This window comes from Alishewanella jeotgali KCTC 22429 (assembly GCF_000245735.1).
GTDB lineage: Bacteria > Pseudomonadota > Gammaproteobacteria > Enterobacterales > Alteromonadaceae > Alishewanella > Alishewanella jeotgali.
In genome coordinates, this window is record NZ_AHTH01000005.1 from 1 (window position 1) to 22,328 (window position 22,328).

General features: G+C 51.8%; 20 protein-coding genes and 6 tRNA genes. 7 read left to right on the forward strand and 19 right to left on the reverse strand.

What is annotated here, in order from left to right; genetic code table 11:
- From AJE_RS01580 to AJE_RS01625, 10 genes are all read right to left on the reverse strand, one after another.
- The coding region (locus tag AJE_RS01580) for a hypothetical protein (RefSeq protein WP_008949360.1) at positions 1 to 590 on the reverse strand (590 nt) is incomplete at its 3' end.
- A gap of 538 nt (positions 591 to 1,128) precedes the next feature.
- A tRNA-Gly gene (locus AJE_RS01585) sits at positions 1,129 to 1,204 on the reverse strand.
- Between the two features lie 35 nt (positions 1,205 to 1,239).
- Positions 1,240 to 1,326, reverse strand: a tRNA-Leu gene (locus tag AJE_RS01590).
- Between the two features lie 34 nt (positions 1,327 to 1,360).
- Positions 1,361 to 1,434: transfer RNA gene (locus AJE_RS01595), tRNA-Cys, on the reverse strand.
- 24 nt (positions 1,435 to 1,458) lie between these two features.
- Positions 1,459 to 1,534 (reverse strand) — tRNA-Gly (locus AJE_RS01600).
- 222 nt (positions 1,535 to 1,756) lie between these two features.
- Entirely contained in the window at positions 1,757 to 2,314 is a 558-nt protein-coding gene (pgsA, locus tag AJE_RS01605) for a CDP-diacylglycerol--glycerol-3-phosphate 3-phosphatidyltransferase (RefSeq protein ID WP_008949361.1), read from the reverse strand.
- A gap of 31 nt (positions 2,315 to 2,345) precedes the next feature.
- Positions 2,346 to 4,163, reverse strand: coding sequence for an excinuclease ABC subunit UvrC (gene uvrC, locus AJE_RS01610; protein ID WP_008949362.1), 1,818 nt, complete (start codon positions 4,161 to 4,163; stop codon positions 2,346 to 2,348).
- Between the two features lie 14 nt (positions 4,164 to 4,177).
- Entirely contained in the window at positions 4,178 to 4,828 is a 651-nt protein-coding gene (gene uvrY, locus AJE_RS01615) for a UvrY/SirA/GacA family response regulator transcription factor (protein ID WP_008949363.1), read from the reverse strand.
- 274 nt (positions 4,829 to 5,102) lie between these two features.
- A tRNA-Ser gene (locus AJE_RS01620) sits at positions 5,103 to 5,193 on the reverse strand.
- Between the two features lie 179 nt (positions 5,194 to 5,372).
- Positions 5,373 to 5,463: transfer RNA gene (locus AJE_RS01625), tRNA-Ser, on the reverse strand.
- Between the two features lie 159 nt (positions 5,464 to 5,622).
- Here AJE_RS01625 and AJE_RS01630 point away from each other — a divergent pair.
- The 5 genes from AJE_RS01630 to AJE_RS01650 all read left to right on the forward strand — a co-directional run bounded on the left by AJE_RS01630 (position 5,623) and on the right by AJE_RS01650 (position 7,766).
- On the forward strand, positions 5,623 to 6,291 hold the full coding sequence (locus tag AJE_RS01630) for a Bax inhibitor-1/YccA family protein (RefSeq protein WP_008949364.1): 669 nt from the start codon (positions 5,623 to 5,625) through the stop codon (positions 6,289 to 6,291).
- Positions 6,292 to 6,384: 93 nt separating this feature from the next.
- Positions 6,385 to 6,747 carry a DsrE/DsrF/TusD sulfur relay family protein gene (locus tag AJE_RS01635; protein ID WP_237709277.1) on the forward strand — a complete coding sequence of 121 codons (363 nt, stop codon included), beginning with the start codon at positions 6,385 to 6,387 and terminating at the stop codon, positions 6,745 to 6,747.
- Entirely contained in the window at positions 6,747 to 7,112 is a 366-nt protein-coding gene (gene tusC / locus AJE_RS01640) for a sulfurtransferase complex subunit TusC (protein ID WP_008949366.1), read from the forward strand. The genes AJE_RS01635 and tusC overlap by 1 nt, the downstream gene beginning before the upstream one ends.
- Before the next feature lie 44 nt (positions 7,113 to 7,156).
- The gene (locus tag AJE_RS01645) at positions 7,157 to 7,420 is read left to right on the forward strand and encodes a DsrH/TusB family sulfur metabolism protein (protein WP_008949367.1); all 264 of its coding nucleotides are present in this window, start codon (positions 7,157 to 7,159) and stop codon (positions 7,418 to 7,420) included.
- A gap of 4 nt (positions 7,421 to 7,424) precedes the next feature.
- A complete protein-coding gene (locus AJE_RS01650; RefSeq protein WP_008610301.1) occupies positions 7,425 to 7,766 on the forward strand; it encodes a TusE/DsrC/DsvC family sulfur relay protein in 342 nt (113 codons plus the stop codon).
- A 157-nt stretch (positions 7,767 to 7,923) separates the two neighbouring features.
- Here AJE_RS01650 and serS read toward each other — a convergent pair whose 3' ends face one another.
- The 5 genes from serS to lrp all read right to left on the reverse strand — a co-directional run bounded on the left by serS (position 7,924) and on the right by lrp (position 14,766).
- Complete coding sequence (gene serS, locus AJE_RS01655; protein ID WP_008949368.1) at positions 7,924 to 9,213, reverse strand: serine--tRNA ligase; 1,290 nt, start codon at positions 9,211 to 9,213, stop codon at positions 7,924 to 7,926.
- A 220-nt stretch (positions 9,214 to 9,433) separates the two neighbouring features.
- Complete coding sequence (locus tag AJE_RS01660; protein WP_008949369.1) at positions 9,434 to 10,783, reverse strand: replication-associated recombination protein A; 1,350 nt, start codon at positions 10,781 to 10,783, stop codon at positions 9,434 to 9,436.
- The gene (gene lolA, locus AJE_RS01665; protein WP_008949370.1) at positions 10,783 to 11,505 is read right to left on the reverse strand and encodes an outer membrane lipoprotein periplasmic chaperone LolA; all 723 of its coding nucleotides are present in this window, start codon (positions 11,503 to 11,505) and stop codon (positions 10,783 to 10,785) included. The genes AJE_RS01660 and lolA overlap by 1 nt, the downstream gene beginning before the upstream one ends.
- A complete protein-coding gene (locus tag AJE_RS01670; protein WP_008949371.1) occupies positions 11,505 to 14,060 on the reverse strand; it encodes a DNA translocase FtsK in 2,556 nt (851 codons plus the stop codon). Before AJE_RS01670 ends, lolA begins: the two co-directional genes overlap by 1 nt.
- A gap of 220 nt (positions 14,061 to 14,280) precedes the next feature.
- A complete protein-coding gene (gene lrp, locus AJE_RS01675) occupies positions 14,281 to 14,766 on the reverse strand; it encodes a leucine-responsive transcriptional regulator Lrp (protein ID WP_008610290.1) in 486 nt (161 codons plus the stop codon).
- Positions 14,767 to 14,900: 134 nt separating this feature from the next.
- Here lrp and ald point away from each other — a divergent pair, with 134 nt between their 5' ends.
- A complete protein-coding gene (gene ald, locus AJE_RS01680) occupies positions 14,901 to 16,019 on the forward strand; it encodes an alanine dehydrogenase (protein ID WP_008949372.1) in 1,119 nt (372 codons plus the stop codon).
- 351 nt (positions 16,020 to 16,370) lie between these two features.
- The gene (cspE, locus tag AJE_RS01685; RefSeq protein WP_008949373.1) at positions 16,371 to 16,583 is read left to right on the forward strand and encodes a transcription antiterminator/RNA stability regulator CspE; all 213 of its coding nucleotides are present in this window, start codon (positions 16,371 to 16,373) and stop codon (positions 16,581 to 16,583) included.
- Positions 16,584 to 16,727: 144 nt separating this feature from the next.
- Here the strand turns inward: cspE and ltrA are convergent, their stop codons facing one another.
- From ltrA to AJE_RS01705, 4 genes are all read right to left on the reverse strand, one after another.
- Positions 16,728 to 18,089, reverse strand: a complete 1,362-nt coding sequence (ltrA, locus tag AJE_RS01690) for a group II intron reverse transcriptase/maturase (protein WP_237709278.1) — start codon at positions 18,087 to 18,089, stop codon at positions 16,728 to 16,730.
- A 424-nt stretch (positions 18,090 to 18,513) separates the two neighbouring features.
- Positions 18,514 to 19,965, reverse strand: a complete 1,452-nt coding sequence (locus AJE_RS01695; RefSeq protein ID WP_008610286.1) for a glyceraldehyde-3-phosphate dehydrogenase — start codon at positions 19,963 to 19,965, stop codon at positions 18,514 to 18,516.
- 133 nt (positions 19,966 to 20,098) lie between these two features.
- Complete coding sequence (gene msrB / locus AJE_RS01700; protein WP_008610285.1) at positions 20,099 to 20,488, reverse strand: peptide-methionine (R)-S-oxide reductase MsrB; 390 nt, start codon at positions 20,486 to 20,488, stop codon at positions 20,099 to 20,101.
- A gap of 39 nt (positions 20,489 to 20,527) precedes the next feature.
- The gene (locus AJE_RS01705; RefSeq protein ID WP_008949375.1) at positions 20,528 to 22,231 is read right to left on the reverse strand and encodes a methyl-accepting chemotaxis protein; all 1,704 of its coding nucleotides are present in this window, start codon (positions 22,229 to 22,231) and stop codon (positions 20,528 to 20,530) included.
- Between the last annotated feature and the right edge of the window lie 97 nt (positions 22,232 to 22,328).

A 22,328-nucleotide genomic window follows, 5' to 3' on the forward strand; every position in this document is an offset into this window, starting at 1 on the left:
CAATCAGCCGACGCGTTAGCGGTCGGCAGTGTTGACTTGTTAGCCTTACTTTTAACCAGTCTAAATGAAGTTTCCAATGGGATTTCTACATTTCTTACAGAGTCTTTCATATTAAAAAAGACTGTCCACTCTCCATAGGGATCACCTGCTTCACCAATGTACTTAATCACGGTTTGTGTGAGGAATATTGACATGGGGTCATCTTCCATTATTCCCTCGGCGCACGGTACATCAATTTCATTGATTGAAAAGCTGCCATGTGGCTTGATAATTTTAATGTCGCACAAGATCTTAAAATATCTATTTTCATCTAGCTTAGGATTCGCAAAAAAAGGCAAGATTGTTAATTCTTCACCAAGTTCGACCTCTTCCGCTTCTGAAAAGTGAGGGATATTCTCTTTGGGAGTATTCCATTTTTCCTCCCAATCTTTATCAGGAGTAACCAGCAACCAACCGCCAAATCCCGAGATACTTTTTTGATTTTTCGTATTTGGTGCTTTTGTGCCATCACCAGTTCGCCAATTAAAATCCTCAGCATGAACAACTAATGTTGTGACAAACAGTACTAAAATAACTATCAGATTTCTCATAACTTTCCTTGTAAGGCTAACACGCAGTGTAAACGACCCTTTATCTCCATTTATGACACTACGCTAGCGAATAACTAACGTTAAATCAATTGTTTTGATTTCAGGTAGTTTCCAAGCTTTGCAGAGCGAGCCAAAACCTTGCGATTTACCTGTTTACTGTTTGGTTACGTTTGCTGGTGGTTTGGACAGTATCTGGCGCTCTAGGCTGATCTGGAAATGTGGTTGGGGTGGTCACACATTTTAGTATCGCAGGATCGACTCCGGTACGCGCGCATACCGGAGTCGTAGTGCGGTTTGGTGTTGGGGTCGGTGTTCTTTTGGGTATCGCAGGGTCGACTCCGGTACGGCTAGCGTACCGGAGTCGTGGTGTGGTTTTGGTGTTGGGGTTAGGTGTTTTTTTAAATATCGCATGACCGACTCCGGTACGCGCGCATACCGGAGTCGTAGAGCGGATCGGAGTCGTAGTGCGGAGCTGTGTAGTGTTGGGTTTGGGTTTTGGAATGCAAAAAGCCGCTTTGGCAGCGGCTTTTTTGGAATTTGGAGCGAGTTACGAGGTTCGAACTCGTGACCTCGACCTTGGCAAGGTCGCGCTCTACCAGCTGAGCTAAACTCGCATTTTGAAGCTTTTATACTGCTGGTCAGTATAAAATGGTGCCCGGGGCCGGACTTGAACCGGCACGGGGTTTCCCCCGAGGGATTTTAAATCCCTTGTGTCTACCGATTTCACCACCCGGGCAGACACCTGTTTAACCTGTCAGTCAGGGTGTTAATGGAGGCGGGTCCCGGAGTCGAACCGAGGTGGACGGATTTGCAATCCGCTGCATGGCCACTCTGCCAACCCGCCACTAAGCTTTCCGACTCTGAGAGTTGGAGCGAGTTACGAGGTTCGAACTCGTGACCTCGACCTTGGCAAGGTCGCGCTCTACCAGCTGAGCTAAACTCGCGTTGCTATGGCCATCTGCCTTAACACGAGACGCATTCTACTGTTTTATACTGAGTCGTCAATAACAAATTTTTAGTTTTATGACCGTTTGCTTAAAAAGTAACAGCATCGGCGGTAAAAACAGCAACTTGCTTTGTTCTGCCCCCCTGCGGCGACATCCTGTTTCAAAACCGGCCGCTGCGACAGTCGAAACACGCGCTGTCCAGGCCCGGTTTCAGTAGCACTAGTTTGCGGCTAAATCGGCCCAGGCCGCGCGCAGATATTCGTACATCGACCACACGGTTAAAATGGTGGCGATATACAGCAAAATCCAGCCAGCCGGAGTAAACCAGGCAAATAAGGGCAGCTGGGGTTGCCAGATCAGGCCAATTAACGCCAGCATCTGAGCGATGGTTTTGTATTTGCCCAGATTAGAGACCGCTACATTGGCGCGTTTGCCAAGGCCTGCCATCCATTCGCGCAGCGCTGAAATAAAGATTTCGCGGCTGATAATAATAATCGCCGGCACTACCGCCCAAAGGTTATGAATGTCGGCAGCAATCAGCACCAGGGCGGTGGCGACCATCACCTTATCGGCTACCGGATCGAGAAAGGCGCCAAAGGGGGTCGATTGCTGTAAACGGCGGGCCAGATAGCCATCTAACGCATCGGTTACAGCTGCCAGGCAGAATACTAATGCCGACCAGAAGCGGGCATTTTCTAAGCCCGAATAGAAACAGTAAATAAACACCGGGATCAGCAGCAAGCGAAAGAGGGTCAGCAGGTTAGGAATATTCCACATTTTAGTTCTCACATCAGTCCTGGTTGTCATGCTACTTGTTCTGGCAAGCCTGGTAAATCTTTTCAGCCTGTTGTTTGGAAATTCCCGGTACCTTGCACAATTCGGCAACACTGGCTTGCAACACGCCTTGCAAACCGCCTAAATATTGCAACAAAGCCTGGCGGCGCTTTTCGCCAATACCGGCGATATTTTCCAGTGGGCTTTTCAGTAGCGCCTTGCCGCGTTTATTTCGATGCCCGGTTATCGCAAAGCGGTGCGCTTCGTCGCGGATCTGCTGAATTAAATGCAGCGCCAGCGAATCCTCGGGTAAATGAATGCTACGGCCGCTATCCCATAAAATCAGCGTTTCCAGGCCGGCTTTACGGCTAACACCTTTTGCCACACCTATTAACAGCGGCTTTTTGGCAAAGGGCCAGTTGGCAAATTGTTCTAAGGCGATATTCAGCTGGCCCTGCCCCCCGTCGATAAACACAATGTCCGGAATTTTGCTTTCATCGCTAAGCTTACCGTAGCGCTTGTCCAGAGCAAAGCGCATAGCGCCATAGTCATCACCGGCGGTGACACCGGTTACGTTATAGCGGCGGTATTCCTGCTTATAGGGCCCCTCGCCGTCAAACACCACGCAGGAAGCAATAGTCGCCTGCCCCATGGTATGGCTGATATCAAAACATTCCATCCGGCCGATGGTGCTATCCAGTGCCAGCTGCTGCTGTAGCGCCTGATAGCGGGCGCGCATCTTTTGTGTTAACGATTGCCGGCTATCCAAGGCTATCGCCGCGTTTTTTTGTGCCAGCGCGAGATACTGCGCTTTCTCGCCACGCTTGGCATAGGTTAAGCGTACCTTATGCTCGGCCAGCTTACTGATGGCGTCCGCCAGGGCTTCGGTGTCGGGTATTTCCAGTGGCAACACTATTTCTTTTGGAATTTGCTGCTCACTGTGGCCACTTAAATAAAACTGCAGCAAAAAGGCCGACAGCACTTCAGCGGCTTCGGTATCGGCCGGCACTTTCGGGTAATAGGATTTACTGCCCAGAATTTTCCGATCGCGGATAAAGAGTACATGTACCACTGCCGTTTGCCCTTGCAGGCTAAAGCCAATTGCATCCAGCTCTTCATGTTCGCCGCTGACATGCTGCTGCTCCTGCACCCGGCGCAGTGCACTGATCTGATCGCGATACGCAGCCGCCGCTTCAAATTGTAATTGTTCGCTGGCGCTGTTCATCTTTTGCACCAGATCATCAATTACCTGCTGGTTTTTACCGCTTAAGAATAAGGTGGCTAAGCGTACTTGCTCGCTGTAATCCTGGTCGGAAATTTTACCGACACAGGGCGCGCTACACAGCTTTAACTGATACTGCAAACACGGCCGGGTACGGGCGCGGTAAAAACCATCTTCACACTGGCGAATTGGGAAAATCTTCTGCAGAGTTTTGAGGCTATGCCACACCGCACCGGCATTAGGGTAAGGGCCAAAGTACTGCCCCGGCACCTTGCGCGGGCCGCGGTGTGAGCTGATCCGCGGATGTTTATGCGCGGATAACAGAATATAAGGGTAAGATTTATCGTCGCGCAGCAGTACGTTGTACTTTGGCAGGTATTCTTTAATCAGGTTATTTTCCAGGATCAGCGCTTCGGTTTCGCTATGGGTTAGCGTGAACTCGACCTGGCTGATCTGGCTGACCAGCGCCCGGGTTTTAATGCTGTCGACTTCTTTGCGGAAATAACTGCTAAGGCGTTTTTTCAGATCTTTGGCTTTACCGACATAGATCACTGTGCCGGCGGCGTTTATCATCCGATAAACACCGGGCTGCTGTGGTACGGTCGCCAGAAAGGCTTTGGCGTCAAACATGGGTATTTTGGGTATTAGTGCGCAATTTTCGCGATATCAATCATGCCATGGCGCAGTGCCAGGTGAGTTAATTCCACATCACCACTGATCGCCAGTTTTTCAAACATCCGGTAACGATAAGAATTCACCGTCTTAGCGCTAACGTTAAGTTGCTCGGCAATGTCTGTGACTTTCTGGCCCTGAGTAATCATCAGCATAATTTGCAGTTCACGATCGGATAAGCCTTCAAAGGGGTTAGCCTGTTGGTTATTCACCTTGGCCAGTGCCATTTTTTGTGCCACTTCGTCGGAAATATGCCGCGCGCCGGAGTAGACCTTTTTAATGGCCATAATCATTTCTTTCGGCGGGGTGTTTTTCGAAATAAAACCTGCGGCACCAAGTTGCATCACTTTAGTGGGCACGGGCTCCTCACAGGAGATCGACAAACCGATAATTTTAATTTCCGGGCAGTAATGCAAAATACGCTTGGTGGCGGTCATCCCGCCCATCCCCGGCATATTCATGTCCATCAATACCACATCAGGTTCATATTGCCGGCAAAATTGCAGGGCTTCTTCGCCGGTACTGGCCTCGCCTATCACCTTGATACCGCGCTCATCCATTAGTATGCGACTGATCCCAGTTCTTACCAGCTCGTGATCATCAACTAACAGCACGTTAATCAACTTGGCTCTCCGTTATACTGGCTTACCTGTTGCTCACCCTAAATACAAGCGATTCAGGTATAGAATTATTCTGCTGTCTAGCATAGCCCAGCGCACCGTTTTTTCCTAATACTTATTCGTAATAAGCAAAGGCTGGCGCCAGGCAGCGATTTTGCCAAAAAACAATAATAAATAAAGTTAAATTAATGAAATTTATCGGTAATTTTAACTTAAGGTTAATAATTAATCTTGATGCTGTAATGGAGATAAGGGTTAGCTTGATGACACTGAGAAGTGGCGGAGGGAGAGAGATTCGAACTCTCGGTAGGCTACTAACCTACGCCGGTTTTCAAGACCGGTGCATTAAACCGCTCTGCCATCCCTCCGCATTGGCCGGCATATTAAAAAGGCCGCCGGCTTTTGTAAAGTGCAAAGTTTCGCAGTTTTATCTGTTTGCTGAGATTTTCAGCAACAAGCTGCTATTTTCTGCAGTTTTTCTGCTACGCCCTGTTAGCGTAGCGCTAAAAACAAAAAACCACCGGTTAAGGTGGTTTCTCAGAATAAGTGGCGGAGGGAGAGAGATTCGAACTCTCGGTAGGCTACTAACCTACGCCGGTTTTCAAGACCGGTGCATTAAACCGCTCTGCCATCCCTCCAGCGACGCGTATATTAATCAGTTAATTGCGGAAAAGAAAGCAAAACCATGAAAAAAATTTTAGTTGCTGTATTTTCAAGCGGGTAAGGCTGGTGATAACGGAACTTTAACAGTATGATGCGGTCATACAAATCAAACTTGGTACAGAGGAGACAGCACTATGTCATACAGAGAAACCAGTAATATCGGCACCCTCAGTCAGGGCGTCGAAATCAACAAGGTCCTGCGCAATACTTATTTTCTGCTTGGTTTAACCCTGGCGTTCAGCGCTGTGGCAGCCGGCATTTCAATGGCAATGGGTATGCCAGCGATCGGCGCCATCGTCTGTATGATCGCCGGTATTGTTATGCTGTTTGTGGTTCACAAGAAAGCGGACAGCGCCAGCGGTATTTTCTGGGTATTTGGTTTTGCCGGTTTAATGGGCGCCTCTTTAGGCCCAATGCTGCTGGCCTACGCCGGTTTACCGAATGGTCCGGCGCTGATTATGCAAGCGCTGGCCGGCACCGCGCTGATTTTCTTCGGTTTATCAGCCTATGCCCTGACCAGCCGTAAAGATTTCTCCTTTATGGGTGGCTTCCTGATGATCGGTTTACTGGTTATCGTGGTGGCGGCTATTGCAAATATCTTCCTGAGCATTCCGGCGTTAAGCCTGACCATCAGCGCAGTAGCGGTGCTGGTGATGTCGGGTCTGATCCTGTTCGATACCAGCCGCATTATTCACGGCGGTGAAACCAACTATATCCGTGCCACTGTTGCCCTGTATCTGAACATCTTTAACCTGTTCGTACACCTGCTGCAGTTATTAGGTATTTTCGGCGGCGATGAGTAATCGGCCCCGTTAAACCTAGCCGGCAACGGTTGAGTTCGCTAAAATGCCCCGCTTGTGCGGGGTTTTTTATTTCCCCCTATGCCAGTTGCAGGTATGCAGATTATGATCACCCGCTTTAGCTTACTGTTACAACAAAGCCCCTTTGCTGGCCAAAGCTTTGCCAGTGCGCTGCAGTTCGCCCGCGCTGTGCTGGCCAATGGTTATCAGCTGGAGCAAATATTTTTATATGAAGATGCTGTTTTAGCCGTGCAGCCAGGTATTGATTTACCGGCCGATGAGCCGGATCTGGCGGCGCAATTAGCCAGCTTCTGTCAACAACAACAGATCCCGTTATTATATTGTGTGACCGCAGCCGAGAAGCGCGGTATTTACGCGGCAGAGCACAGCCCTTTTCTTGCCGCTGGTCTGGCAGAGTTTGCCATGCGGTTAACCGGCACTAAGGTGGTACAGTTCTGATGCAAGCGATTCTGTTAATTCAAACCGCCTCGCCTTTTAATCAGGCCAAAGCCCGGGAAGCGCTGGATCTGGCGCTGGCGTTAGCCGCGGTGGAGCATCAGGTGAGTATGCTGTTTCAGGATGATGCGGTGTATCAGCTGCTGCCTCCTGCCGATAACCCCACTGATGCGCCGGCGCCGTTAAAAGCCTTTCAAAAAAGCTTTGGCTTATTTGCGCTGTACGACATGGGCCCCTGCCTGGTATGTCAGCAATCCCTGAACAGCCGTGGTCTGGCTGAGCTTGTGCTACCAGAGGGCTTTAGGCTTGCCGATAGCGCGCAGATCCGCACCGCGATGCAACAGGCCGATCAGCTGATCCGCTGCTAACAGCGGCTTAGCGCTGTAAGGCCTGTGATTAAAAAGGAGCTGTGATGAAACTGATTACCCTGACCCAACCCCGCTTTGAGTTGCAGATGCTTAGCGCCTGCTGTGCGCCGGAAGATCGGATCCTGTTACGCCAGGATGCGGTTTATCTGTGCTTGCAAGCCGATCTAAGCCTGCCGGTGCCGGTATTGGCGCTGGCGTCAGATGTAAACTGGCGCCAAATTACGCCGCTGGCGCAGGTGGAACTAATTGATGATGCACGCTGGGTTGCGCTTAGCGCTCAGGCCAAACAGAATTTATTATGGAACTAAGCCGATGACACAGGCCTTTATAACGGTTGGCGAGCAGTCGCTGCCACTGGATAAACATGGCTATCTGCAGCAGCTGTCAGACTGGACGCCAGAGGTGGCCTTAGCCTTTGCCAGGCTGGAACAGCTGAGCCTGACCGATGCGCACTGGGAAGTGATTTATTTTGTGCGGGAGTTTTATCAGCAGTTTAATACCTCACCGGCAATTCGGCTGCTGGTTAAAGCGATGGCAGAAAAACTGGGGCCAGATAAAGGCAATAGTAAGTATTTGTTTTTATTGTTTCCGGAAGGCCCGGCGAAACAGGCTACCCGGCTGGCGGGGTTGCCAAAGCCGGCGAAATGCCTTTGAGCTTTGAGTTTTGAGTTTTGAGTTTTGAGTTTTGAGTTTTGAGTTTTGAGTTTTGAGTTTTGAGTTTTGAGTTTTGAAAACTGAAACTCAATTAACCGCAGCATTGAAGTCGTTATTGCGCTTTGCAGCGTTAGCCGCAAAGCGCTTGCGTACTGGATTAAACCAGTTTGGTTTGGCCGCCCATATAAGGCTGTAACACCTCTGGAATGGCCACTGAGCCATCGGCTTGCTGATAGTTCTCCAGAATAGCTACCAGGGTGCGGCCCACCGCCAGGCCAGAGCCATTTAGCGTATGCAGCAACTCTGGCTTTTTGCCCTCTTCCGGACGGAACCGCGCCTGCATCCGCCGTGCCTGGAAATCGCCCATATTCGAGCAAGAAGAGATTTCACGGTAGGCATTTTGCCCCGGTAACCAGACTTCCAGATCGTACGTCTTGCATGAGCCAAAACCCATATCGCCGGTACACAGCAGCATTACCCGGTATGGCAGGCCTAATAACTGCAGAATTTTCTCGGCATGGCCGGTCAGCTCTTCCAGTGCCTGCATTGACAGTGCCGGATTAACCAGCTGTACCAGCTCCACTTTATCAAACTGGTGCTGGCGGATCAGACCACGGGTGTCACGGCCATAAGAGCCGGCTTCACTGCGAAAACAAGGCGTATGCGCGGTATATTTAAACGGCAGTTCGCTGGCATCAAAGATGCTGTCGCGCGCCAGGTTAGTCACCGGTACTTCAGCGGTTGGGATCAGTGCCATGCCCTGACCCTCTTCGGTTGCAGGCTGGGTGTGGAACAGATCAGCACTGAATTTTGGCAGCTGGCCGGTGCCGTATAAGCTGGCATGGTTAACCAGATAAGGCACATAAACCTCAGTGTAACCATGCTGCTGGGTATGCACATCCAGCATAAACTGGGTTAACGCCCGGTGCAGCCGCGCCATCTGGCCCTTCATTACCACAAAACGTGAGCCGGATAACTTGACCGCACTTTCAAAATCCAGCCCCTCGGCATAGGCTTCGCCAAGCGCAACATGATCTTGCACCGGGAAATCAAACTGGCGTGGCGCGCCAACGCGGCGTACTTCCAGATTTTCGGTTTCATCTTTACCGACCGGCACAGACAGATCCGGTAAGTTAGGAATGCTTAACGCAATTTTGTCCAGCTCGGCCAGTACCGCATCCAGGCGGATCTTTGCCGCATCCAGCTGGGCGCCTAAGCCATCCACTTCGGCCAGCAAGGGGGCAATATCTTCACCGCGGGCTTTGGCCTGACCAATGGCTTTTGATTTGGTATTACGCTGATTCTGCAGCTCCTGGGTTTCTACCTGCAGCACCCGGCGCTGCTCTTCCAGGGCACTGATGGCCGCAACATCCAGCGTCATACCACGGGTTGCCAGTCGCTCAGCGGTTTGCGCCAGTTCTGCGCGTAAAAATTTCGGATCTAACATAGAATTCGCTTCAGTTCGCTAAATTAGGCCAGCAGCTTGCCGGCGGGTGATCATAACAGGGCTGAATATTACTAAGCTGCCACTTAAATTGAAATGCCTAAGGCAGATTTTCTCTGTTCTGCCGGTGTTATACCCAGAGCCAAGCGCCAGATCAGCCGCAATAGCGCACTATAACGCCGGGAGTCAGCGCTCAAACACGGCACGGCTTTACTATAGCTATTCAGCTTTTAGATTTGGGTTCAGCATCACGTTGCTTCGGGCTTTGCGCATCCAGCGCGCGCAAATAGCGCAGTTTTTCCGCCAGTTGCTTTTCCATACCGCGCTCACTGGGCTGATACAACTGCTGTTGCCATAGCTCTGGTGGTAAATACCGCTCGCCGGCGGCATAGGCACCGGGTTCATCATGGGCATAACGATAACCGGCACCATGCCCCAGTTGCTGCTGCAGTGCCGTTGGTGCATTACGCAGATGCAGCGGCACCGGATAATCCGGACGCTCTGCCACCAGCGCCTTTGCCTGGTTAAACGCCAGATAGACGGCATTACTTTTGGGCGCCAGCGCCAGATACACCAGCGCCTGGGCAATAGCGCGCTCGCCTTCGGCCGGGCCGACCCGGCTAAAGGTATCCCAGGCATTAAGTGCCAGCGTCAGCGCCCGCGGATCGGCATTGCCAATATCCTCACTGGCAATGGCCAATAAGCGCCGTGCCACATAAAGCGGATCGCCGCCCCCGGCCAGAATGCGGGCAAACCAGTACAAGGCGGCATCCGGATCCGAGCCGCGCACCGATTTATGTAATGCCGAAATCAGGTCGTAAAACAGATCGCCATCGCGGTCAAAGCCGGGTAGCTGTTGTGGCACAATTTGCTGTACCTGCGCTACCGTCAGTTCAGACTGCGGCGCCGCCAGCTCTGCCAGTTGTTCCAGTAAATTCAGCAAGCGCCGGGCATCACCATTAGCCAAACGCAGTAATAGCTGCTCAGCCGCCGGCTCCAGCGTTAATTGCTGTGCGCCTAACCCAAGTTCCGCATCAGTCAGCGCCCGCGCCAGCACCTGTTGTAAATCTGCTTCGGTCAGCGGCTTCAGCACACAAACCCGGGCACGGGATAAAATGGCGTTATTTAGCGCAAAGGCCGGATTTTCGGTGGTGGCGCCAATAAAAATAATGGTGCCATTTTCAATATGCGGTAAAAAGGCATCCTGCTGTGCTTTATTAAAGCGGTGCACCTCATCGACAAACAGCAGTGTACGTTGCTGATATTGCTGCTGGTGTAATTTGGCCTGCTGAATGCTGTCGCGAATTTCTTTAATGCCGGCGGTGACCGCCGATAAGCGCTGCATTTGCGCCTGGGCATGGCCGGCAATCAGTTCTGCCAGCGTGGTTTTGCCGGTACCCGGCGGGCCCCACAAAATTAACGAATGCACACGGCCGGCCAGAATGGCTTGTTGCAACGGTGAGCCTGCGGCCAGCAGATGCTGCTGGCCGACATAATCAGCAAGTTGCCGCGGTCTTAACCGGGCGGCCAGTGGCCGGAAGTCGCTGCCAAACTCCAGCGGTAAGGTGGCCATTAGCGTTGCCGCTGATCATCAACGTCCAGATTAGACGTGACCTTAAAGCTGAACTGAGCATTGGCGATCTTGTTGTTCAGCTTAATATCGCTAAACAGAAACACGCTTTGCTGCTGGTTAATATCAATCACCTGCATTTCAATCAACTGATCTTCGCTAAAGGTAAGTAGCAGCTGCTGCACCGGATTATCACTGCTTTGCGGGTGAATAAAGAAACTCTGCTGTTGTTTAGTCACGCGGTATTGCTGCCAGAGCGCCGGATCGGTCGAAGTCAGCAAGGCAAAGGGCGTTTGCCCCACTTCACTTTGCGCATCATAGATACTGACCTGCTCTAACGGCTCATTGTAGATCCACAGCGTTTTACCATCACTGACCAGTAACGATGGCTCCGGCTCAGTGCTTTCAAAGCGAAAACGCGCGCCTTGCTGCAGCGCCAGCTGGCCTTTACCTTCCTGCAGCAGTTGCTGCTGAATATCGTAAACCTTTTGCCGGTAACTGGCGGTGTAGCTTTTAATGCGCGCCAATTGCTGCATCAGTTCGGCACTGGCATCCTCAGCACTTAAGCGCTGCTGTCGTGCCGCCTGCATATGGGGGGCAAAATCAGGTCTGGGTACTACTTCTACCGTTTGTGCCCATACCGGGCTGGCCACTGTGGCGGCGGCTCCTGCCGCGGCTACCAACATCATGAACGACAATTTACGCATTGACGCCAACTTACCCATTAACCACCTCTGTTCGGAACCAAGACTTCACGGTTACCATTGTGCCCCGGTGGGCTGACTAAACCGCTGTGCTCCATCTGTTCAACCAGACGGGCGGCGCGATTATAGCCGATCCGGAATTTACGTTGCACGCCTGACACTGAAGCGCGGCGTGATTCAATGACGAAGGCCACGGCCTGATCATACAGCGGATCGGCCTCACCCTCTTCCCCTTCGAGTACTTCGCCGGGTAACAAGTTCTCTTCCGTGGTTTCGCCACTTAAAATTTCTGGTAAGTACTGTGGTTTACCACGCCGTTTCCAGTCGGCAACCACCGCATGCACTTCATGGTCATCAACAAAGGCGCCATGCACCCGGGTAGGCACCCCTGAACCAGGTGGTAAATACAGCATATCGCCCTGCCCCAACAGGCTTTCTGCGCCCTGCTGATCAAGGATGGTGCGCGAGTCAATTTTCGACGATACCTGAAACGCGATCCGGGTTGGGATATTGGCTTTAATTAAACCGGTGATCACATCAACCGATGGCCGCTGCGTCGCCAGTACCAGGTGAATACCGGCCGCCCGCGCTTTTTGCGCGATCCGGGCAATCAGCTCTTCAACTTTTTTACCAACGATCATCATCATGTCGGCAAATTCGTCGATCACCACCACGATCGCCGGTAGTTTTTCCAGATAAGGCGCGCTATCGCGCATATCATCCGATGGCTTCCACAGTGGATCTTTCAGTGGCTGACCCTCAGCGATAGCTTCTTTGATCTTGGCGTTGTAGCCCTTGAGGTTACGCACGCCCATGGCTGACATCAGCTTGTAACGGCGCTCCATTTCCCCGACACACCAGCGCAGCGCATTGGCCGCGTCTTTCATATCGGTAACCACTTCGGTTAACAGGTGCGGAATGCCTTCGTAGATGGACAGCTCCAGCATCTTGGGATCGATCATAATAAAGCGCACATCGTCCGGCGTAGATTTATACAGCAAACTACAAATCATGACGTTAACGCCAACCGATTTACCCGAGCCCGTAGTACCGGCGACCAGTAAGTGCGGCATCTTGGCCAGATCGGCGACCACTGATTTGCCGGCAATATCTTTGCCCAGCACCATAGTCAGCGCAGATTTGGACTCGTTAAACACCTCATCGCCAATGACTTCGGATAAGCGCACGATTTCACGGTGCTGATTTGGCAGCTCTAAACCGATAAAGCTCTTGCCTGGGATCACTTCCACGACCCGTACGCTAATGGCCGATAACGAGCGGGCTAAATCTTTGGCCAGGCCGGTAATTTTGCTGACTTTGACGCCCGGCGCCAAATCCAGTTCAAAGCGGGTGACAACAGGCCCCGGATGGACGCCGACAACCTTGGCTTCGACGTTAAAATCGAGCAGTTTTGCTTCAACCAGCCGCGATACCCGCTCTAAATCAGCCGGATCAATCGGGTTGGTGGCTTTATCCGGCCGATCTAACAGCGCCAGTGATGGCAACTCTTCCAGCGAATGTGCGACCTCTTCGCTGTCGTCTTCTTCAACTACGACGGCTTCATCTTCCGGATAGCGCAACAGTGGGTGCAGCTCTTCCTGCTCTTCCAACTCGCGCAGGGTGCGGCCGATATGCACTGACTCGTTCGGATCGTCGACGGCACTAAACGACAGCTGATCATCGGCAAGACTATCCACACTGTAGAAAGCCCGGGCTTCGGTGCGCTCATCCAGCGGCCGGATCGGTAACGGCTCTTTGCGTTTTGGCTCCGGCTCTGCCGCCGGTGGCCAGCTAAATTGCGGCTCTAAATCATCCTCATCCGCAGCAGCAGCAGCAGACCAGGCCGGTTCAGTGGCTTCGAGGTTGTTACGCTGGGCTTTTTTCGCTTTTGGCTGTGGCAGCTCTGCCGTTGCTGTTTCGTTAAATACCGGGTTGGCTGGGGCTTTGCTGCTAAAACGCTGCGGTAATTCCAACAAACGGGTAAACAGATAAAAACAGCCGGCACCGAGGTAATCGGCGACGGTCAGCCAGGAGATACCGGTTAGCAGCGTCAGACCGGTGGCAAAGGCACAGAGTAATAACAGACTGGTACCAATAAAATTAAAGTACGGCAGTAAGCTGCTGCTGATCATATCGCCCAGCACACCGCCGGACGAGAAATAATAGATATCGTTGAAATTCATACTGCTGATCGCGGTTGCCGCACACAGCGTCAGGATCAGGCCAAATACCCGAGAGCCTAAAATCAGGTAATCGAGGCTGAGTAAATCTTTAAAGCGTTTAAAGAGCAGATAGCCCATCAGGGCAACAAAAAACGGCAGTAAATAGGCAATCCAGCCGAAGCTGAATAGCAGCAGATCGGCAACAAAGGCACCGCCACGGCCGGCATAGTTATTGACCTGTTGTTGATAACCGGTTTGCGACCAGCTGGGATCAGCCGGGTCAAAGGAAATTAATGCTAACAGCATAAAGACGGCCAACGAGGAGAATAGGATCAGGCCGACTTCAAGCAGTCGTTGCACACCGTTTAATGAAAATAATACTTTGCTTTGCAAATGAAAGGCCTCTAATTTCATTTTTTGCTCCGCTCCTTAAAAAAACTGCGCGCAAGTCGCGCTAATAACCGCTGTGCGGAGTGCTGAGTCTGTCTTCACTGACCTGCTAAGGTTACCAGAGCAGCGCTAAAAGTGCATCTTTCTGGCATAGCAGCGGCGCAGTGGCCAGTTTAATCCGCCCAAGCTGAACGCGAGCTTATACCAAAGTAACTGATACCAAACTACCTTATACTAAAATGACTTAAGGTATCGCCACAAAGCTACTTTGCTTCACTTCTTCCATCACCACATAGGTCCGGCTTTCCCGCACGCTAGGTAACCTGAGCAGGGTTTCCCCCAGCAGTTCACGATAGGCGGCCATATTGGCTACCCGGGTTTTCAGTAAAAAGTCGAAACTGCCGGACACCAGGTGACATTCCTGAATTTCCGACAGCTTCTGTACTGCCTTGCTAAATTCGTCAAAGTCTTCCGGTGAGGTTTTGCTCAGGGTAATTTCCACGAATACCAGCAACGCAGCACCAACTTTATGCGGATCGACCTGGGCGTTGTAGCCGAGGATAAAGCCTTCGGCTTCCAGCTTGCGCACCCGCTCCAGACAGGGTGTGGGGCTCAGCCCTACCCGTCTGGCCAGTTCGACATTCGCCAGACGGCCATCCTTTTGTAATTCCACCAGAATTTTGCGGTCAATCCGATCTAACTTCTTGACACTCTTATTTAAAGAGTACATTTCAGCATAAAACTCCAAGCCAGTTTCTTAAACAGGATTTTCTGCTATTTCAGCGTTTAAAAACAAGCATTAATTCTGGTTTTTTATCGCTATACTGCGCAAAAATTTTACCCAACCCAACCAAGGTGAAACCTATGATCATCGGTGTACCAAAAGAAATAAAAAACCATGAGTACCGTGTCGGCATGACGCCTGCCAGCGTCCGTGAAGTGATTGGCCACGGTCACAGCGTCTTTGTTGAACACAATGCCGGTATTGGCATCGGTTTTACCGATGAAGATTATCAGGCTGCTGGTGCCACAGTACTGGGCACCGCCGCTGAAGTCTTCGCCAAAGCCGAGATGATTGTTAAGGTAAAAGAGCCACAAGCCGTTGAACGCGCCATGCTGCGCGATGGCCAGATCCTGTTTACTTACCTGCACTTAGCACCGGATCCGGAGCAAACTGCCGATCTGATTAAATCAGGCGCTGTCTGTATCGCCTATGAAACTGTGACCGACAGCAAAGGCGGTTTACCGCTGTTAGCGCCAATGTCAGAAGTGGCGGGCCGGATGTCCATTCAGGCCGGTGCCCGGGCACTGGAAAAATCCTGTGGTGGTCGCGGTATGCTGTTAGGTGGTGTACCAGGCGTAGCGCCAGCCAAGGTCGTGGTGATCGGTGGCGGTATGGTTGGTACTAACGCCGCGCAAATGGCGGTAGGTTTAGGTGCTGATGTTACCGTACTGGATCGCAGTGTTGATGTACTGCGTCGTATCAATGCCCAGTTTAACGGCGCCGTTAAAGCGGTTTACTCTACCGCTGATGCGCTGGAGCAGGAAGTGCTGGCGGCTGACTTAGTGATCGGTGGTGTACTGGTACCGGGCGCTGCGGCACCTAAACTGGTGACCAAAGAGCATATCAAGCGGATGAAGCCAGGTTCAGCTATTGTTGACGTAGCAATCGATCAGGGTGGCTGTGTTGAAACCTCTAAGCCAACCACGCACGCTGAACCAACCTACATCGTTGATGATGTGGTGCACTACTGTGTGGCAAACATGCCAGGTGCAGTACCACGCACTTCTACCTTCGCCCTGAATAACGCTACCCTGCCGTTTATTCTGCGCTTAGCCAACAAAGGCTATAAGCAAGCGCTGCTGGATGACCAGCATCTGCTGGCTGGCCTGAACGTTTACCGTGGCAAAGTGACCAACGAGGGCGTAGCCCAGGCACTGAACCTGCCATTTGTGGCACCGGCTGCGGCGATCGCCGGCTAAGTTCAGTTTGCTTTAACTAAGGCCGGTTATCCGGCCTTTTTTTATGCCGGCGCTGCGGCTTTTCGTGAAAAACCAGGCCGCCAACTGCGGTGAAAATAGGGCCACTTGCTGTAGCGTGTGATTTCGCTAAATTATTCACCGATAAAGCTATACATTCCTGCAATACCTGTTATAGTGGTGTCCGGCCTGTAGTACAGACCTATGTAACAACTTGTTTTTGAAAACTTCGCTACACAGCTTCGCTTGTAAGTCATGTCCTGAAGATTCACGCACGTTTGGCCACATAAGTAACAGTCAGGCTAACAGCGCATTTTGCGTTATTACATTTATCAAAATTTTTAGGAGTCTCTCATGGCTAAAGTAACTGGTGTGGTTAAGTGGTTCAACGCTGACAAAGGTTTCGGATTCATCACTCAAGACAACGGCGGCGCTGACGCTTTCGTTCACTTCCGTGCAATCCAAACTGAAGGCTACAAAACTCTGAACGAAGGTCAGAAAGTTGCTTTCGAAATCGAACAAGGTCAAAAAGGCCCACAAGCTGCTAACGTAACTGTTATCGGCTAATTCGATACCGAATTCCAAGAAGCCAGCCTAGCGCTGGCTTTTTTTATGGCTGTTAATCGGCATAGGGGCAGTCAGTGTAACTGACTGGCCCCTGCCACACCACCCGGCATGCGGGTCCGCACCGGGCGGTTCGAGAAGTTGAGGTCATGAGAGTCTTATAAGACCTTGTTTGTCAAAGTAGCTTATCGTCAGTACTGTATGGAGTAACATCTGGCTGTTTCGCCACCAACTTCGGTAGTTTCCGGCAATCCGCTTGGCGACATTTTCTGTGCCGCCAAGCTTGCGTACCATTTCATACGCGCGCTTGCCATGCCGCCACTGCTTTAGCTGAATAGCTCTCAGACGATGTCTTATCCATTCATCTAACCTTTGCCAGATGTAGGGCGTTTGGGATAACCCGAAGTAGCCTTTCCATCCCAGCATATAGCGACGTAACCCAGCAATGACTTCACTTAGGCTGCGCCCTGTCTGTCGGCGTGTTAACTGCTTTACCCGTGTTTTGAAACGCATCAGTGCCGCTTCAGATACCGCGCGTTTAACCTCGCCTCTTCGGGTTCGCCACAGGCTGTACCCTAAGAATTTTCGGCCAAACACGCTGCCTACCGCACTTTTGCTTTCATTCACTTGCAAACGCAGTTTCGCATAAAGCCTGCGCAGCCACGCCATCACCCGCTCTCCCGCTTTCTGACTGCGGACATACACATTGCAGTCGTCTGCATAACGGGCGAACCGATAGCCGCGTTGCTCTAAGGCTTTATCAACCTCATCCAGTAGCACATTCGCCAACAACGGCGAGAGCGGTCCACCTTGTGGTGTGCCTTCTTGGCGCGTTATCACCACGCCATTAGCCATGATGCCGGCGTTCAGATAAGCCCGGATAAGATGCAGTACGCTTTTATCGTCCAGCCGTTTGCTCAGTCGGTCCATCAGAATGTCATGGTTCACCCGGTCAAAGAACTTCGACAAGTCAACATCAACGACTATCTGGTAGCCTTCCTGCACATAACGTTGCGCGGCTAATACCGCGCTCTGGGCCCGTCTGCCAGGTCTGAAGCCATAACTGTGCTCACTGAACTGTGGGTCCAGTTTCGGTTGCAGTACCTGAAGTAACGCTTGTTGGATGAGTCGGTCCGTCACCGTTGGGACACCCAGCTCGCGCTCGGTGCCATCACTCTTCGGGATACCGACCCGGCGTACCGGTTGTGGACGATAACTGCCGTTTAGCAGCTGCGCTTTGATAGCCGGCCACTGCACCTTAAGGTGCTCTGCCGTCTGTGCTATCGTCAGACCATCTACTCCGGCGCTACCTTTGTTCGCTTTAATGCGTTGCCACGCTAAGCGCATGTTCTCCCTCGCAAGCGCCTGCTCAAGCAAGCTTTGCCCTGTGTGTTTGAACTGTTGTTGCGGGAATACCGTTTCATCACGGGTAGGCATCAACAAGGCTTCACCTTGCTTTTGCTTACCTCGCTCCAACTCTTTGGACATCTGATGCATGACGTTATTCATCAACAACGCGTTTCACACTCCTTCTCGTTCGGCCCTTCGTGTTATCCACTACTACGGCCTCTGCTGACTTCTCGCTCCGTATCACTACGTCGCCCTTTCAGGCATGAGGCGAGATCTCCCCAGGTAAGAACGCATTCCTTCACTGCACAACCGCCGGATTTACGTCACAAAGCTTTGGCTACAAGAGCTTCGCAGAATTATGCCTGCTCGCCCTGCTCAGTCACGCCTCATATCCGATTCTTGTTCATCGGCTCGCAGTTTCGCTCCACGCTTCCTCCCCACAGTCCGTCGCCGTTCTGCAGTTGCGCTTCACTTCATTCGCTGTAGCCAGCTTATGGGAGGACTTGCACCTCCAAGAATGCGCCCATGCTGGGCGCACATAAAAAACCCGCTGCGAGGCGGGTTTTTTAGTGGCGGGTTAAGCTTATTTGGCGACAGGCAGTGTCGGATAGGTAATGCCGGCCATTTCGTTCATCACCCGGGTAACCTGTACGCTGTAACCGAACTCGTTATCGTACCAAACGTATAACACGCAGCGGTCGCCATCAACGATGGTCGCCTGTGAGTCAACCACACCGGCGTAGCGCGAGCCAACCAGATCGGATGATACGATTTCGGTTGAGCTGGTAAAGTCGATCTGATCCTGCAGTTCAGAGAACAAAGAGGTATTTTGCAGGAAGTTGTTCAGCTCATCTTTGCTGGTTTCGCGGTTCAGGTTCAGCGACAGAATCGCCATTGACACATTGGGTGTCGGTACCCGGATCGCATTACCGGTTAACTTGCCTTTCAGCTCTGGTAACGCTTTAGCGACGGCACTGGCAGCGCCCGTTGAGGTCAGTACCATATTTAATGGTGCCGCCCGGCCACGACGCTCGGCTTTGTGGAAGTTATCAATCAGGTTCTGATCGTTGGTATAAGAGTGTACCGTTTCCACATGACCATTACGGATACCGTACTCATCGTTCAGCGCTTTTAATACCGGCGTAATGGCATTGGTGGTGCAACTGGCCGCTGATACGATGGTGCGATCCGGGGTAATCATATGCTGGTTTACACCATACACTATGTTTGGCACATCGCCTTTGGCCGGTGCCGTCAGCAGCACCTTGGCCGCGCCCTTACTCTTCAGATGTACCGACAAACCGACGTCATCTTTAAAGATACCGGTATTATCAACCACCAGTGCGTTGTCGATACCATAGGCTGTGTAATCGACTTCTTCCGGCGAATTGGCATAGATCACTTTGATAAAGGTACCGTTGGCTTTAATGCCCTGGTTCTCTTCATCGACTGTAATGCTGCCATTGAAAGGACCATGGATGGAATCGCGACGCAATAAGCTGGCGCGTTTTTCCAGATCGCCCTGCTTACCGCCACGCACAACAATGGCTTTTAAGCGTAATTTAACGCTTGGACCAGAGCGCTCTAACATCAGACGGGCTAACAGCCGGCCGATCCGGCCAAAACCATATAGCACCACGTCAACCGGCTTCACTTTATCTTCATGATCCAGAATTTGTGACAACTCACGGGCCAGATACTGCTCCAGCGTTAAACCTTCCGCGACGTTTTTGTACAGGAAAGCATAAGCCAGCTTACCGATATCAACGCGGCCTGGGGCCAGATTCATCTTGCTGATCGCTTCCAGTACCGGGAAGCTTTCACGTAACCGCAGTTTTTGCCCCTCGAAACGCTGCACAGTTTTGTGCGCTTTGATGATATCGATGATGGTAGCATTGACCAGCGGACGGCCGTAAATCACGACTTCGATGCCTTTGTTACGGTACAGACGGCCAATAATTGGCAACATGTTTTCGGCGTATTCCTGGCGCTCCTGCCAGCTCTTCTGGTACTGCTCTGCGTGTGATAGGGTCATGTTCAGGCCTTTTACTTCAATAAGATGAATTAATCGGAGTTGCCTCGGCCGCTTTTATGTAGGGTACAGCGGTTTTGAAAGGCGGCCTATTGTAATGGATTATGAAAGCCTACCACAACAATTACAGAATTTTTTAGACCTTGGTAGTATGTTGAAAGCGCAGCGACACCGAGTTGACACAGTAGCGCTGCCCGGTTGGCAAAGGCCCATCGTCAAACACATGCCCCAAATGGGCATCGCAGGCGGCACAAAGAATTTCAATCCGGTGCATGCCATGGCTGTGATCCGGTTTATAGCTGACTTTACCCTCTATCGCCTGATAGAAACTCGGCCAGCCACAACCGGCATCAAATTTAGTCGCCGAATCAAACAACACGGTACCACAGCAGATGCAGTGGTAGGTGCCATCAGCCGTATGGTGCAACAATTCTCCACTGAACGGATACTCGGTGCCCTTTAAACGGGTGATCCGATACTGTTCGTCAGTCAGGCGTTCCCGCCATTGCTGTTCTGTTAGTTTCATCTGTACCTCAGCACATCACAGAAATTCTCACTTAAACTATTATACGCGGAAGCCGGCTAACAGATTATTTAATTCCCTTGCCATTTGCCGTAACTGGCTACTGGCGCCCGCTAACTGTGCTGCCTGTTCATGGGTTTGCTGCACTGCCTGGGCAATTTGCTCCATATTCTGGTTAATACCACCGGCAACCATCGCCAGCTCTTCGGTAGCACTGGCCAGTTGGTCATTGACGTCGGTGATCTGAGCAACAGCGCCATTGATACGCTGCAAGGCACTACTGGCTTCAGAAGAACGGGCGATGGTCAGGCTGGTTTCCTGCTGGCTTTGTTGCATTGAACTGACGGCGCGGGCGGCATCCTGCTGAATTTCCTGCACCTTGCTGTTGATATCCTGAGTAGAGCTGGCCGAACGGCTGGCCAGGGTGCGGACTTCGTCGGCAACCACCGCAAAGCCCCGTCCCTGTTCACCGGCACGGGCGGCCTCGATGGCGGCATTTAGTGCCAACAAGTTGGTTTGCTCTGCAATGCTGCCAATCACTTCCGTCACGGCACCGATTTGCTGACTGCTGTCGGAGAGCTCCGATAATACCGCTGCCACCTGCTCTACTTTGCTTTGTAACTGATTAATAGCCTGTAAGGTTTGACCAACAGCCGCAGTACCGGCAGCCGCCTCACGATCGGCATCCCGTGCCGAATGTGCCGCCGTAGTCGCATTACGCGCCATATCATCGCAGGTGGTGCTCATTTCGTGCACTGCGGTCGCAACCTGGGTGGTTTGCTCCATAACCTGTTGCAGTAAGGCCTGACTTTGCTGGCTGGAACTATCCAGCGCCTCAGATTGCTGATTCAGCCCGCTCACCAGAGCCCGCTGCTGACCGATGAGTTCACGCAAGCGGCCAACCAGGGCAGCTACAGCGGCTAGCAGACTATCCTGATCACCTGCTTGCAGGCTAATGCTGGCGCTAAAATCACCGGCTGCAACCTGTTGCACCAATTGCCGGGTATAGGCAACCTCACCACCCAGCTGGCGCAACAACCAACGGCGGATATACAGCGAAACGGCAACTGTCAGTAACATCACCAGCACTATTACCAATGCCAGCCGTAAACCGGTTTGCCAGAACATCTTTTGCACATCATCAATATAGATGCCGGAGCCCAATACCCAGCCCCACTCCTGATCCGCAATCACATAGGACAGCTTGGTATAACGCTCCTCGGTAACACCACCACCGGGTAGCGGCTTGGTCCATTGATATTCAACAAAACCACTGCCATAACGGCCAATGGTCTCAACAAAGGTCACAAAGAGGTTTTGGTTATTCAGTTTTTGCTGCTGACGACCGTCGGGGCTACGCATTAACGTCGCGTAATTAAAACTTGGCCGGTCCAGTACTGTGCCTTCCAAAGCAGGCACGGTAGGATGCATCACCATTTTCGGAAAGGGCCGCCCCAGATCATTGATCCAGATATACTCGACCTTGTCATAACGAATGGCACGGATCGCCGATAATGCGGCCTGTTGTGCCTGCTCCCGGCTCAGGGCGCCGCTTTTTTCCAATTGCTGGTAGTGCTTAACCAGGGTCCTCCCCACATCAATCACCGCCACTACCCGTTGTTCGCGTCCTTCCGTCAGCCGTTGCTGCAGCGCATCCAGCGCCACGGCAGCAATCACCAGAAAACCGGCTAACGCCAGTAATGGAAGAATCAGTAAGCGGCCAGCCGCTGTTGACCAGAATCCCATAGCCCTGCTCCTGTCGTATTTTTTGTATTTTTGTTAAGCATAGCTGCATCTTGCAAAAGCGCGTATAAGTTTTGCTATTACAGTAAGTTGTTGCATA

Coding starts and splice junctions, on each gene's coding strand:
- ltrA (WP_237709278.1), bottom strand. CDS start 18,089: ATGAATAACGTCATGCATCAGATGTCCAAAGAGTTGGAGCGAGGTAAG.
- serS (WP_008949368.1), bottom strand. CDS start 9,213: ATGTTAGATCCGAAATTTTTACGCGCAGAACTGGCGCAAACCGCTGAG.
- AJE_RS01695 (WP_008610286.1), bottom strand. CDS start 19,965: ATGACCCTATCACACGCAGAGCAGTACCAGAAGAGCTGGCAGGAGCGC.
- AJE_RS01670 (WP_008949371.1), bottom strand. CDS start 14,060: ATGAAATTAGAGGCCTTTCATTTGCAAAGCAAAGTATTATTTTCATTA.
- uvrC (WP_008949362.1), bottom strand. CDS start 4,163: ATGTTTGACGCCAAAGCCTTTCTGGCGACCGTACCACAGCAGCCCGGT.
- AJE_RS01650 (WP_008610301.1), top strand. CDS start 7,425: ATGACACAGGCCTTTATAACGGTTGGCGAGCAGTCGCTGCCACTGGAT.
- AJE_RS01660 (WP_008949369.1), bottom strand. CDS start 10,783: ATGGCCACCTTACCGCTGGAGTTTGGCAGCGACTTCCGGCCACTGGCC.
- ald (WP_008949372.1), top strand. CDS start 14,901: ATGATCATCGGTGTACCAAAAGAAATAAAAAACCATGAGTACCGTGTC.
- AJE_RS01630 (WP_008949364.1), top strand. CDS start 5,623: ATGTCATACAGAGAAACCAGTAATATCGGCACCCTCAGTCAGGGCGTC.
- lrp (WP_008610290.1), bottom strand. CDS start 14,766: ATGTACTCTTTAAATAAGAGTGTCAAGAAGTTAGATCGGATTGACCGC.
- AJE_RS01635 (WP_237709277.1), top strand. CDS start 6,385: ATGCAGATTATGATCACCCGCTTTAGCTTACTGTTACAACAAAGCCCC.
- AJE_RS01705 (WP_008949375.1), bottom strand. CDS start 22,231: ATGGGATTCTGGTCAACAGCGGCTGGCCGCTTACTGATTCTTCCATTA.
- lolA (WP_008949370.1), bottom strand. CDS start 11,505: ATGGGTAAGTTGGCGTCAATGCGTAAATTGTCGTTCATGATGTTGGTA.
- cspE (WP_008949373.1), top strand. CDS start 16,371: ATGGCTAAAGTAACTGGTGTGGTTAAGTGGTTCAACGCTGACAAAGGT.
- pgsA (WP_008949361.1), bottom strand. CDS start 2,314: ATGTGGAATATTCCTAACCTGCTGACCCTCTTTCGCTTGCTGCTGATC.
- msrB (WP_008610285.1), bottom strand. CDS start 20,488: ATGAAACTAACAGAACAGCAATGGCGGGAACGCCTGACTGACGAACAG.
- AJE_RS01645 (WP_008949367.1), top strand. CDS start 7,157: ATGAAACTGATTACCCTGACCCAACCCCGCTTTGAGTTGCAGATGCTT.
- tusC (WP_008949366.1), top strand. CDS start 6,747: ATGCAAGCGATTCTGTTAATTCAAACCGCCTCGCCTTTTAATCAGGCC.